The sequence below is a fragment of the Streptomyces sp. NPDC057136 genome, assembly GCF_042670885.1.
Taxonomy (GTDB): Bacteria; Actinomycetota; Actinomycetes; order Streptomycetales; family Streptomycetaceae; genus Streptomyces.
In genome coordinates this window covers 90,268-102,556 of record NZ_JBHUUV010000016.1, presented here as the reverse complement: position 1 = coordinate 102,556, position 12,289 = coordinate 90,268, and the positions used below count along the sequence as shown (strand labels likewise).

The 12,289-nt window shown below is 68.8% G+C and carries 9 protein-coding genes; 4 read left to right on the top strand and 5 right to left on the bottom strand.

Features of this window, described 5'->3' with window-relative positions:
• Positions 1 to 6: 6 nt before the first annotated feature.
• Entirely contained in the window at positions 7 to 1,140 is a 1,134-nt protein-coding gene (locus ACFT7S_RS20530; RefSeq protein ID WP_382733807.1) for an aminoglycoside phosphotransferase family protein, read from the bottom strand.
• Here ACFT7S_RS20530 and ACFT7S_RS20525 point away from each other — a divergent pair.
• Both ACFT7S_RS20525 and ACFT7S_RS20520 read left to right on the top strand, forming a co-directional pair.
• On the top strand, positions 1,139 to 1,312 hold the full coding sequence (locus ACFT7S_RS20525) for a hypothetical protein (protein ID WP_382733805.1): 174 nt from the start codon (positions 1,139 to 1,141) through the stop codon (positions 1,310 to 1,312). The two genes, ACFT7S_RS20530 and ACFT7S_RS20525, sit on opposite strands and share 2 nt — an antisense overlap.
• 58 nt (positions 1,313 to 1,370) lie before the next feature.
• Positions 1,371 to 2,864, top strand: coding sequence for a hypothetical protein (locus tag ACFT7S_RS20520; RefSeq protein ID WP_382733802.1), 1,494 nt, complete (start codon positions 1,371 to 1,373; stop codon positions 2,862 to 2,864).
• A 146-nt stretch (positions 2,865 to 3,010) separates the two neighbouring features.
• Here the strand turns inward: ACFT7S_RS20520 and ACFT7S_RS20515 are convergent, their stop codons facing one another.
• The gene (locus ACFT7S_RS20515) at positions 3,011 to 4,444 is read right to left on the bottom strand and encodes a PP2C family protein-serine/threonine phosphatase (RefSeq protein ID WP_382733799.1); all 1,434 of its coding nucleotides are present in this window, start codon (positions 4,442 to 4,444) and stop codon (positions 3,011 to 3,013) included.
• Positions 4,445 to 4,808: 364 nt separating this feature from the next.
• Between ACFT7S_RS20515 and rpmG the strand changes: the two genes are divergently transcribed.
• Positions 4,809 to 4,973 carry a 50S ribosomal protein L33 gene (rpmG, locus tag ACFT7S_RS20510; protein WP_362847823.1) on the top strand — a complete coding sequence of 55 codons (165 nt, stop codon included), beginning with the start codon at positions 4,809 to 4,811 and terminating at the stop codon, positions 4,971 to 4,973.
• Between the two features lie 242 nt (positions 4,974 to 5,215).
• Here the strand turns inward: rpmG and ACFT7S_RS20505 are convergent, their stop codons facing one another.
• The 3 genes from ACFT7S_RS20505 to ACFT7S_RS20495 form a co-directional block, all read right to left on the bottom strand.
• Positions 5,216 to 5,716 (bottom strand): tetratricopeptide repeat protein, encoded by a 501-nt coding sequence (locus ACFT7S_RS20505; protein ID WP_382733796.1) that lies wholly within the window; start codon positions 5,714 to 5,716, stop codon positions 5,216 to 5,218.
• A 70-nt stretch (positions 5,717 to 5,786) separates the two neighbouring features.
• A complete protein-coding gene (locus ACFT7S_RS20500) occupies positions 5,787 to 7,511 on the bottom strand; it encodes a glycoside hydrolase family 6 protein (RefSeq protein WP_382733793.1) in 1,725 nt (574 codons plus the stop codon).
• Positions 7,512 to 7,527: 16 nt separating this feature from the next.
• Entirely contained in the window at positions 7,528 to 9,030 is a 1,503-nt protein-coding gene (locus ACFT7S_RS20495) for a cellulase family glycosylhydrolase (RefSeq protein WP_382733792.1), read from the bottom strand.
• A 378-nt stretch (positions 9,031 to 9,408) separates the two neighbouring features.
• On the opposite strand from ACFT7S_RS20495, the gene ACFT7S_RS20490 reads away from it, so the two are divergent.
• Positions 9,409 to 12,246, top strand: a complete 2,838-nt coding sequence (locus ACFT7S_RS20490) for a glycoside hydrolase family 48 protein (protein ID WP_382733789.1) — start codon at positions 9,409 to 9,411, stop codon at positions 12,244 to 12,246.
• The last annotated feature ends 43 nt before the right edge of the window (positions 12,247 to 12,289 follow it).

Below are 12,289 nucleotides of genomic sequence, written 5' to 3'. Positions count from 1 at the left end.
GTGCGGTCAGCGGGTTCCCACCGCGGCACGCACGGCCCGGCGTGCCATCGCGCAGTCGTCGTGCAGCCTGCGCAGCAGCAGCCGCTGCTCCTCGCCCGACGAGAGAGCACCCGGCCGGTCCTGGCGGCCGCCCGCAGGCGGTGCCTCCCGCATGGTCCGCTGCACAGCGGTCTCGTACGTACGGATCTCCCGCGTCAGTACGAGCATGAGGTTCACCAGGAACGCGTCACGCGCCGCCGGGCCGTTGACCTGGGCCAGTTGACTGATCTGGCGCCGCGCCACCGGGGCGTCACCGAGCACCGCCCACAGCGTCGCCAGGTCGTACCCCGGCAGATACCAGCCCGCGTGCTCCCAGTCGACCAGCACAGGACCGGTGGGCGACAGCAGAATGTTCGACAGGAGCGCGTCACCGTGACAGAACTGTCCCATACCCTGCTTGTTGCCCGTGTGGGCGAGACCGTGCAGCAGCTTCTGCAGATCACCCAGGTCACGGTCGGTGAAGAGCCCCAACTCGTGATAGCGGGCGATCCGTGACGGGTAGTCCAGCGGAGCCTCGAACAGCCCCGCAGGCGGCCGCCAGCTGTTGACCCGGTTGATCGCTCCGAGAGCCGCCCGCACATCCGCCCTCGGCGGGGCCTCCACCGGATGCCTCGTCAGAGCCGCGACCCGTCCGGGCATACGCTCGATCACCAGCGTGCAGTTCTCCGGGTCCGCGGCGATGAGCCGAGGTGCCCGCACCGGTGGGCGATGGCGGACGAAGGCGCGGTATGCAGCTATTTCGTGCCGGAACCGCTCCATCCACGCGGGTGAGTGGTCAAGTAAACACTTGGCCACGGCGGTGGTGCGCCCGGTCGTGCCGACGATGAGGACCGACCGGCCGCTGCGCCGCAGCACCTGCACCGGGTTGAACTCGGGGCAGATGCGGTGCACCGAGGCGATGGCCATCCTCAGCTGCGCGCCCTGGGGGCCGGACAAGTCGATTCTCCCGCTGAGCGGTTGCGTACCCAGCCCCGCCGGTCGCCTGATCCGACCCAGGCCGGGCGCCGGTGCGGCGTGGGGTTCGAGATACGGTCCGCCACCCGCCCCCATGGGACGGTACGGGCGGGGCGGGGCGGACACGGAGGACGATGCTGTGTACATGAGCGAGACAGATCCCTTCGTGGCCGACAAGTTGCGTGCGCCGCCCCGGCCGGCGGCCGTCCGGCACCCTGGGGAGTACCTAGGGCTGCCGGGCGGGGTGGCGCTTTCCTACCTGACACCGGCCCGCGGGTGGCAGACCATGTGGCGCACCATGGCGAACCCTGGCGAATAGTCGACCCGCATCTGCCAGGGGGTTAGTGTCAAGTCAGCCGAGAACCTGGGGGCTTGAAGTGAGCGGAGAACCCAACACCCGCCTGAATGACCTGTTCGGCCTGGCCGGATGGTCCAAGGGCGAGCTCGCGAGAATGGTGAACCGACAGGCGGCGGCCATGGGCCATCTCCAACTGGCGACCGATACCTCGCGGGTCAGGCGTTGGATCGATATGGGGGAGTCCCCACGCGATCCCGTGCCCGAAGTGCTGGCTGCCCTGTTCACCGAGCGACTCGGCCGTGTCGTGACCATCGAGGACCTCGGGTTCGGCCGGCGCGGGCGTGTGGGAAAACGGCGGGACGCAGGGACGGAGAAGAATCCCGACGGCCTCCCGTGGGCGCCCGAACGGACGGCAGCGGTCCTCACCGAATTCACGGGAATGGACCTCATGCTCAACCGACGCGGCTTGGTGGGTGCGAGCGCGGCGCTCGTCGCCGGCCCAGCACTTACTGGCGCCATGTACGACTGGCTGCACACCGACCCCGCTCCGGCGGCCGACACTCCACGCCTCAACGACGCGATGTACGCCGACAGCGCCGGCTTCGACCGGTACGAGGCGGCTCCCATCGGCTCCGAGGAGATCGAGGCGCTCGAGCGCTCGGTCGAGGTGTTCCGCGCCTGGGACGCCTCCCGCGGCGGCGGACTCCAGCGCAAGGCGGTCGTGGGCCAGCTCAACGAAGTGGGCGGCATGCTCTCCTACCGCCACCCCGATCATCTCCAGCGCCGCCTGTGGGGCGTCGCTGCCAACCTCGCCGTTCTCGCGGGCTGGATGTCCCACGACGTGGGCCTCGAACCCACCGCCCAGAAGTACTTCGTCATCGCCGCCCATGCGGCGCGTGAGGGCGGCGACCGTCCACGCGCGGGCGAGGCACTGTCCAGGGCGGCACGCCAGATGGTGCACCTGGGCCGTCCCGACGACGCCCTGGACCTGATGAAGCTCGCCAAGTCCGGTTCCGGCGACGAGACACTGCCGCGTACCAGGGCCATGCTGCACACCATCGAGGCATGGGCACAGGCATCCATGGGCCGCGGCCAGGCCATGCGGCGCACCCTCGGCGAGGCCGAGGAGCTCTTCGTCTCGGACAAGGGCGACGTCCCGCCGCCGAGCTGGATGCAGATGTTCGACGAGGCGGACATGCACGGCATGCAGGCACTCGCGTTCCGTACGCTCGCCGAGCACGATCCGTCGGCAGCGGCCACCGCGCAGCGCCATGCCAAGCAGGCGCTGGACCTGCGCATCAACGGCCGTCAGCGGTCCAAGATCTTCGACTACATCTCGCTCGCCTCGGCCTGCTTCATCGCCGACGACCCCGAGCAGGCCGACCGGTACGCACGGCTCGCCCTGGTGTCGATGGGGGAGACCTCCTCGCACCGCACCTGGGACCGGCTCCGCGAGATGTACCGGCTCACCGGCCAGTTCGCGGGATACGCGAAGATCGAGGATCTGCGCGAGGAGATCGAACTGGCCCTGCCCCACAGCGCATTGAAGAATTCCCGGGGCAGTCAGATCTGAAGCCGGACGGCGCCGGCACCCGACGCCGTATCACTGTCACCCGGCACAACCATCACCCGTCACAGCTGCTATCGGTCACAGCGCGGAATCCGGCACACCCTCATGGCGTGCCGAGCCGATTCTCGCTGCCCCGTTCCCGTCCCGCCTCATGCTCCGATGCGGGCGACCAGCACACACGCGTCGTCCAGGCGCTCGGCCCCGCCGAACTCCTCGACGACGGCTCGTACACAGTCCTGCGCCGTGCGGGCCTGTGCGAAGCGCGGCGCAAGCGCGAGCAGTGACTCCGGGCCCGCACCCCGGTCCCTGCGACGTGTCAGGCCGTCCGTGTGCAGAAGCAGCACGTCTCCGGGCAGCAGGGGCACCTGGTCCTGCTCATAAGCGACCCCGGAGGCCGCGCCGAGCAGTACGCCGTCGGGCCGGGGCAAGGGACGCCCCGCTCCGCCGCGGAACAGCATGGGCGCGGGGTGACCTGCCTGCGCCCATGCGAGGCTGCCGGTCGTCGGGTCGAAGCGGCAGTACACGGCGCTGCCCAGAGCCGGCTGCACCGTCGATTCGAGCAGCTGATTCAGGTGGCCCATCAGGGCTCCGGGCTCGATCCCGGCCATGGCCATGCCGCGCAGCGCGCCGAGGAGCATCGCCATGGCCGAGGTGGCCGGGATGCCGTGGCCGGTGAGATCGCCGACCGTGAGCATGGTCCTGCCGTCCGGCAGTTCCAGTGCGTCGTACCAGTCGCCACCGATCAGGTCGCTCGACTCCGACGGCAGATAGTGGCCCGCGATGTCGAGAGCGCCCGCTCCCTGCTGCGGGAGCCGGAGCGAACCACGCCACGGAGGCAGTACGGCCTCCTGCAACTCGACGGCCATCCGGTGTTCGGTCCGCGCCATGTGCTGTTCCCGGCTCACCGAATCGCGGGTCCGTCCGACTGCACGCTGGCTGCGCCGCAGCTCGCTGACGTCACGCAGGACCGCCCACATGGAGGCGGTGCAGCCGTCCGCGTCGAGTACGGGTTCCCCCATCATGTGCAGCGTGCGCATATGGCCGCCGTTCCGCAGGATGCGGAACTCGCCGTCTATCGGTTTGCCGTCGACCAGGCAGGCCGTCACCATCGACGTCAGCAGCGGCTGGTCCTCGGGGAGGAGGACGGACGGCAGCTCGTCGAGCGACAGGGGCCCTGATGCGGGGGTCCTGTCGAAGATCTCGTACAGCTCCTCGGACCAGCTGACCTCGTCGGTGAGCAGATTCCATTCGGCGCTGCCGACCCTGCTGAGCAGCGAGCCGGGCTGCGCGTCGGTGACGGTCTCCCGGGCGGTTGCCGGTTCCGGCTCGCCGGTGGCCTGTACCGGCAGTCCTTCCCTGAGCTGTCCAAGGTGTCCGTCGAGATCATCGAGATGGTGGACCGCGAGGTCGCAGAGCGCGCGCTGCCAGCGCAGCTGGGGGTCGTCCTCGTCGATCACCACGGTGTCCCGCCGCACGGCGTCCACATCTCCACGCAGTCGACGGGTCCTGTGGATCAACGCGTCGACGGCATCTCGCTCGGGAGGCTGTGGGGCGGGGCGGTCCGCGAACAGATGGGACGGCATCTCGTACTCCGATACAGGCGCGGCGGCCAGTTCTCAAGGGTGGACCGAGACGACTGTTGCACAGGCAGGGAGAGCCCGTAAGGGATTTGGCAACACTCGATGCGTTGTTGCATGTGGCATATGCCATGGGCCCCGCGATGCGGCGGAGTTCCGAACACCCTTTCCTTCAAAGGGGTGTTGGGGACTCCCTGTCCGAGACATCGGGCCCCCGGCGCGCGCCCGCGCGAGATTGTGGAACGTCGCGCGCCCCCGGCTGGATGTGCGGGGGGAATGGGGCTGCCCCGTCCGGCGTTACCCCACCGGAACGAAAACGACACCCATTCCCATCGCGGGATGGGGTCGGCGCACGCATCTGGAGGTGCCCATGGCACGCAGTGAAACCAGGCCCGTAGTCACACTCCGGTCGACCGCCGGAACGGGGCAGACCTATGTGACCCGCAAGAGCCGCCGCAATAACCCCGACCGGCTGGAGCTGCGCAAGTACGACCCGGCCGCGGGGCAGCACGTCCTCTTCCGGGAGGCTCGCTGACCCGGTGACCGGGTGGGGTGACGGGCCCGGTCGGTGCTCTCGGTCACATCCGGGGGTGCCGATTCCTGGGAACGCGCCTGGATGGTTTATCGTTCATCTATACGTGGGTGAACGGAGCCCCCCGCCGAAGGCGGCCGCCCTCCGCGCCCACTCGTGAGCCGCCCCGGCCGGATTCCCCCGATTCGGCCGGGGCTTCCCATTGCCCTGGTCAGTGCTCGCGAGCGCGCAGGGCTGCGGCCGGGTCACATGCTCTCGTCGAGGTCCTTCGCGTAGTGCTCGATGGCCGGCCGGTAGCGCGCCACGTAAGGGTCGGTGCTCGTCGTGGCCACCACGCGCAGCAGAATCTTCATCGCCTCGTGGTGCTCGCCGATGTTGTACAGCGCCATGGCGAGGAAGCTCCGCAGCGCCCCGTCGTCCGGGAATTCCGACACGCCCCGGCGGAGCGTCTCGACGGCCTGCCCGTATCGGCCCAGCACGCGGTACGTGCTGCCGAGACCGAGAAGCGCGCCCCGGCGTTCCTCCTCGGTGAGGCCGGGCAGCTGGAGACCCCGCTCGTAGTACGGAACCGCCTCGGTCTCCAGGCCCAGCACGTCGTGGACCCAGGCTGTCTGGTAGGCCACATCGGCCGCGTCGGGGAACTGCGCGGTGAGCGCGAGCAGACGCTCCCTGGCCTGCTCGGGGTGGCCTTCCACCCGCAGCCGTACGGCCTCGGCCAGCAACTCGTCCTTGTCCTGTGCACTCATGCCCCCATCGTCGCAGGCCGAACGGGCCGGGTCGGGGCGGGGGAGCGCCCCGACCCGGCCGTCGTCGGTGCTAGAGCGCCGGGTGGGCGTTCTTCATGAGCTCCTGGAACTGGGCGGAGAACCAGTGGCCGGAGACCGGGGCGTCCGCAAGGGCGCCCGACATGCTGTTGCCGTTACGGGGGTTACCCGTGTACGTCGGGTCGCACATCCGGTCGAAGCCCTTGCCCTCGTCGTTCGGGATCGCCTTGCTGGAGCCGTCCGACTCGCCCGGGGGCTTCACCCAGACGTAGGCGTCGATGCCGGGCTCCGGTGCCGCCTGCGGTCGTTCACCGAGGCCGGCTCCGGACTGGTTGCACCAGTTGCCCATGTGGATGCGCCGGTCGTAGCGCCCGCCGTTGACGTATGTGTCGACGCTGGTGGACGCGCCCGGGCCGGCGGGCCGTGCGGTGCCGCCCCAGCCATTGCGCGAGGTGTCGATCAGCATGCCGATGCCGGAGTTGAAGCCGATCGAGACCAGCTTGGTGCGGAATGCCTGGGCGAAGGACAGCTCGTCCGTGTAGCGGTTCCAGTCCACCCACTTCGACTGCCGTACCGACGTTCCGTTGATGGAGTCGTCGATGGAGAAGTTCTCCTCCTTCAGTGCGCTGTAGTTGGCGGTGTTGGTGATGAATCCGTGCACGTCGTTCACCGTGGCGCCCTCGGCGGTGGCCGCCGCCTTGAACGTGTCGGCCGAGGGGGCGAAGTTGTCGTCCCAGCCGATCCAGCCGTGGTGTCCGGCGTCGATGTAGTTGTAGACGTTGGGTGCGTCGCCGAGCTTGTTGAGCGCGTAGCCGACGCCCTTCACGTAGTTGCCGTTGGCCTTCATGACGTCGCAGGCCGGGGTGGCGGTGGGCCGGCTGCCGGTGTTGGTGACCAGGTTCGGCAGCGAGTCGATCTCGACCGTGTTGACGATGCGGAGTCCGGCGTACTTCGTGTCGGCGAGGATCGCCGCTATCGGGTCGATGTACTCGGTCTTGTACCGGCCGATGTCCTCGGGGCCGAGCTCGCCGTTGGAGGCGAGCGCCGAGCAGTCGCGTCCCGGCAGGTTGTAGATGACGAGCTGGACGACGAGCTCGCCGTCGCCCTTCTGGGCGAGGGCCGCGTCCAGGTGGTCGCGCAGGCCCATGCCGCCGTTGACGCCCTCGATGGCGGCGATGCGGTCGAGCCAGACAGCGGTGGGCTCGTTGGCGACCCGGGAGCCCCCGGGCTCGGCCGCGGCCTTCGCCGACCACTCCGGGTTCACATAGACATCGGCGCCCGCGTACGGGTTGTCGACGCGGTCACCCGCCGGCGGATCGGTCGGGTCCGTGGGGTCCGTCGGGTCGCCGTTGCAGGTGACGCCGTTCAGTTTGAACGTGGCTGGGACGGTGCTGTTTCCGCTTCCGGTGGCGTTGAAGCCGAAGGAGGCGGAGGCGCCCGTGGTCAGCGAACCGTTGTACGAGACGTTCTTCGCGGTGACGGCGGTGCCGCTCTGCGAAACGGTGGCGTTCCAGCCCTGGGATACCTGCTCGCCCGCGGCGAACGACCACTCCAGCTGCCAGGCGTTGACCGCGTCGCCGGTGTTGGTGACGGTCACGGCGCTGGTGAAGCCGCCGTTCCACTGGTTCTGGATCGTGTAGTCGACGGTGCATCCGGCGGCTGCCGCCGCGGACGGTACGGCTGCGGCGGCGGTGCCCGCTGCGGCGGCGACCAGCGCTCCCGCCGCGATGAGGGCTGTGCGTGATCTGCGGAGGGGGGTGCGGCTCGTGCGGCTCATGAGAGTTTCCGTTTCCTCAGCTGTCGAGGGCGCGCAGGTGATCACGCAGCCCGATTCCGTACGGGGTGGGGGTGCCGTCGTAGTTGCTGATCAAGGCCGGACCGGAGGAACAGTCCCAGGTGTTCCAGGTCCATCCGAGATAGGAGAGTCCGCGGTCGTCGAACCACCGCATGACCCGGTCGGCGAAGCCGTGGGAGCAGGTGTTCTCGCCGATCTCGCCCGCCACGAGGGGGACTTCGGCGGCGACCGGTGCGAGCGTGGAGTTCCAGCAGTCCTCGTTCGCACAGACGTTGAAGTTGTAGACGTGCCAGGCCGCGGCGAGATTGCCCGCCGGGTCGTTCGGCTTGTGCTGGAGCCACTGACCGAGGTCGTTGGAGTACGCGAGCCCGCCGGCCAGGATCAGGTTCCCGGCGCCGGTCGCCCGTACCGCGTCGACCAGGTCCTGCATGCCCGCGACCTCGTAACCGATGCCCGGGCAGGTCCCGCCGTCCCGCCAGCAGGTCCAGGCCTGTGCGAGGGTGGGCGTGGCACGGTCCGGATACGGCTCGTTGAACAGGTCGAACACCACGGTCGGCTCGTCCTTGAACGTCGAGGCGACCGAGGACCAGAAGGCCGGTGTGTACTGCGCGTCGGGCATGGGCTTCTGGCAGCTGGCGTGCACGTCGGAGCAGCCCGCCGAGTTGCCGGTGTACTGCCCCCAGGTCCAGTGCAGTTCGACCATGGGCGTCATGCCGTGGTCCTTGACCCGTTGGACCAGGTCCTTCACGGCGCTGATGTAGTTGTCGCCCGCGTAGCGCGGATCGATGTTGTCCAGGCCCAGCCAGCACTCCTCGTTCAGGGGGATACGGACGGTGTTGGCGTTCCAGTCGGCGATTGCCTGGACAGAGGCGTCGTCGACCGGACCGTCGAAGATCCCATGTCCCTGTACGCACATGAACTCTCCGCCGGAGCGGTTGACGCCGAGCATGCGCCGGGTGGCGCCGGTCTCGTCGACGAGCTTGTTGCCCGACACCTTCAGCGCGGGCGGCCCGGCGGACGGGTCGGGTGGATCGGTCGGGTCCGGTGGGTCGGTCGGACCGGGACCGGGGTCGCCGCCGCACGGCGTCCCGTTGAGCATGAATGCGCCGGGCGCCGATCCCGTACCGGCTCCCGAGGCCAGGAAGCCGGCACTGACGCTCGCACCGTTCGCGAGCGTGCCGTTCCAGGTCTCGTTCGCGGCAATGACGGTCCTGCCCGACTGCGACCACCGTGCGTTCCAGCCCTGCGTGACCTCACGGTCGCCGGGCAGATCGAATCCCAGGCTCCAACTGCTCACGGAGGAGCCAAGGTTGGTGAGTGTGAGGGACCCCTGGAATCCGCCGTCCCACTGACTGGTGGTCGTGTATTCCACCGTGCAGACGGGCGCGGAGCCGGAGGCGGTGACCACGGGGGCGACGGTGATGCCGACCGTGGCGAGAACAGCTGCCAGGACTAAGCGGAACACGTGCCGTAGTTGTGGCGAATGCGGGGGGTGTCGCATGAAGCGACTCCTTACAGACCGGACGTGCCCCCTACGGCACGTCGACTGATGGAACCGCTCCCACTGGTGTGGCATGACGTTAGAGCGTCAACTCGTGTCGGTCAACAGGCCTGTTCTGATGTCTCACTATCGAATTTATTCGACTCTTCAAGTGTCTTGACTCCCTTTTTCCCCGTCCCCATGCTGGGAGCGCTCCCACTGGTTCAAGGCTTGTGCTCAACCCCGCACACCCCCCATGTCGCCGAGCCGCGAGGAGGACTGCGCATGCCATCGGGAAGCGCACGCAGAACATGGGTACCAAGGAGATCCGGCAGAACCGGAACGACATCGCGCAGGTTATGGACGGCGCTCGTCGCCGCCTTCGCCCTCCCCCTGGGGATGACGGCAGCAGCGGGCACCCCGGCCCAGGCCGCCGCCGTGCAGTGCAGCGTCGACTACAAGGCCAATGACTGGGGTTCGGGCTTCAGCGCCGAACTCAGCGTCACCAACCGGGACTCCGCCCCGATCGACGGCTGGACCCTCACCTACAGCTACGCGGGCAACCAGACGCTCGGCAACGGCTGGAGCGGCACATGGTCCCAGTCCGGGAAAAACGTCACCGTCAAGAACGCCGCCTGGAACGGGACCATCGCCCCGGGAGCCGCGGTATCGACGGGCGCGCAGTTCACCTACAGCGGTACGAACGCCGCCCCCACCGGCTTCGCCGTCAACGGCACCACCTGCGCCGGCGCCCACCAGCCGCCGATCGCCGTCCTCACCAGCCCGGCGGCGGGCTCCGTCTTCACCGTGGGCGACCCGGTACCGCTCGCCGCGACGGCAGCGGCCGCGGACGGGGCGACCATCAGCAAGGTCGAGTTCTACGACGACACGACCCTCCTCGGTACAGACACGACCTCGCCGTACTCCTATGACGCCGCGGGGCTTTCGGCGGGCGGACACTCCGTCTACGTACGGGCCCACGACAGCCTGGGCGGCTCGGCCGAGTCACCTCCCGCGGGCATCACGGTCGTCGCCGGCCCCGCCGTCGTCGCCACTCCCGCCCAACTGGGCGTCCGGCAAAGCACATCGGGGACCTTCGGCGTATCGCTGTCCACCGCGCCGGCCGCACCCGTCACCGTCGGTGTGGCCCGGACCGCGGGCAACGCCGGACTGACGGTCAGCGGTGGCGCGAGCCTCTCCTTCACCCCGTCGAACTGGTCCACGGCCCAGAAGGTGACCGTGAGCGCCGACAGCTCGGGCACGGGCGCCGCGACCTTCACCGCGACGGCTCCCGGTCACGCCAAGGCCGAGGTCACCGTCACACAGCTGGCCGCGACCAAGACGTACGACGCGCGCTTCCTCGATCTGTACGGGAAGATCACCGACCCGGCGAACGGCTACTTCTCGCCGGAGGGCATTCCGTACCACTCTGTCGAGACGCTGATCGTGGAGGCCCCCGACCACGGGCACGAGACGACGTCGGAGGCGTACAGCTACCTGATCTGGCTGCAGGCGATGTACGGGAAGATCACCGGGGACTGGACGAAGTTCAACGGTGCGTGGGACACCATGGAGACGTACATGATCCCCACCCACGCCGACCAGCCCACGAACGCCTTCTACAACCCGTCGAAGCCCGCCACGTATGCACCGGAGCACGACACACCGGCCCAGTACCCCGCCGTTCTCGATCCGTCGGTGGCCTCCGGCTCCGACCCGATCGCGGGTGAGCTGAAGAGCGCGTACGGAACCGACGACATCTACGGCATGCACTGGATCCAGGACGTCGACAACGTCTACGGCTTCGGCAACACGCCCGGCACGTGCTCGGCCGGACCTTCCGAGACCGGGCCCTCGTACATCAACACCTTCCAGCGCGGACCGCAGGAGTCGGTCTGGGAGACCGTCACCCACCCGACCTGCGACAAGTTCGCCTACGGCGGCAAGAACGGCTACCTGGACCTGTTCACCGGGGACGCCTCCTACGCCAAGCAGTGGAAGTTCACCAATGCCCCCGACGCCGACGCACGCGCGGTGCAGGCCGCCTACTGGGCCGATGTGTGGGCCAAGGAGCAGGGCAAGGCGAGCGAGGTCTCCGCGACGGTCGGCAAGGCCGCCAAGATGGGCGACTATCTGCGCTACGCCATGTTCGACAAGTACTTCAAGAAGGTCGGCGACTGTGTCGGCCCGAGTACCTGCCCGGCGGGCACCGGCAAGGACAGCTCGCACTATCTGATGTCCTGGTACTACGCCTGGGGCGGCGCGACCGACACCGCGGCCGGCTGGTCCTGGCGCATCGGAAGCAGCCACGCGCACGGCGGATACCAGAACCCGATGGCCGCGTACGCACTGAGTTCGGTACCCGATCTCAAGCCCAAGTCGGCGACGGGGCAGCAGGACTGGGCGAAGAGCCTGGACCGCCAGCTGGAGTTCTACCGTTGGCTCCAGTCCGACGAAGGCGCCATCGCGGGCGGTGCGACCAACAGCTGGAAGGGCAGCTACGCGCAGCCGCCGGCCGGTACGCCGACCTTCCACGGGATGTACTACGACGAGAAGCCGGTCTACCACGACCCGCCGTCCAACCAGTGGTTCGGCTTCCAGGCGTGGTCCATGGAGCGCGTCGCGGAGTACTACCACGAGTCGGGTGACGCGGAAGCGAAGGCGGTGCTCGACAAGTGGGTCGACTGGGCCCTGTCGGAGACGACGATCAACCCGGACGGTACGTACCGGGTCCCGTCCACCCTCAAGTGGACCGGTGCGCCCGACACCTGGAACGCGTCGAGTCCCGGCGCGAACAGCGGGCTCCATGTCACCGTCGCCGACTACACCAACGACGTCGGCGTGGCCGGCGCCTACGCCAGGACGCTCACCTACTACGCGGCCAAGTCCGGCGACGCGGCGGCGAAGACCGCGGCGAAGGCGCTTCTCGACGGCATGTGGGACCACTACCAGGACGACGCGGGAGTGGCCGTCCCCGAGACCCGCGCCGACTACAACCGGTTCGACGACCCGGTGTACGTGCCGGGCGGCTGGACGGGCGCCATGCCCAACGGCGACACCGTCGACGCCGAATCGACGTTCGCCTCGATCCGGTCGTTCTACAAGGACGACCCGAACTGGCCGAAGGTCCAGAGCTACCTCGACGGCGGAGCAGCTCCGGTCTTCACCTATCACCGGTTCTGGGCACAGGCCGACATCGCCCTGGCTCTCGGAGCGTACGGAGACCTCCTGGAGTGAGTGAGCCAGTGAGCCAGTGAGTGAGTGAGTGACAGCACGGAGG

Coding starts and splice junctions, on each gene's coding strand:
- ACFT7S_RS20505 (WP_382733796.1), bottom strand. CDS start 5,716: ATGAGTGCACAGGACAAGGACGAGTTGCTGGCCGAGGCCGTACGGCTG.
- ACFT7S_RS20530 (WP_382733807.1), bottom strand. CDS start 1,140: ATGTACACAGCATCGTCCTCCGTGTCCGCCCCGCCCCGCCCGTACCGT.
- ACFT7S_RS20495 (WP_382733792.1), bottom strand. CDS start 9,030: ATGCGACACCCCCCGCATTCGCCACAACTACGGCACGTGTTCCGCTTA.
- ACFT7S_RS20525 (WP_382733805.1), top strand. CDS start 1,139: ATGAGCGAGACAGATCCCTTCGTGGCCGACAAGTTGCGTGCGCCGCCC.
- ACFT7S_RS20490 (WP_382733789.1), top strand. CDS start 9,409: ATGACGGCAGCAGCGGGCACCCCGGCCCAGGCCGCCGCCGTGCAGTGC.
- ACFT7S_RS20515 (WP_382733799.1), bottom strand. CDS start 4,444: ATGCCGTCCCATCTGTTCGCGGACCGCCCCGCCCCACAGCCTCCCGAG.
- rpmG (WP_362847823.1), top strand. CDS start 4,809: ATGGCACGCAGTGAAACCAGGCCCGTAGTCACACTCCGGTCGACCGCC.
- ACFT7S_RS20500 (WP_382733793.1), bottom strand. CDS start 7,511: ATGAGCCGCACGAGCCGCACCCCCCTCCGCAGATCACGCACAGCCCTC.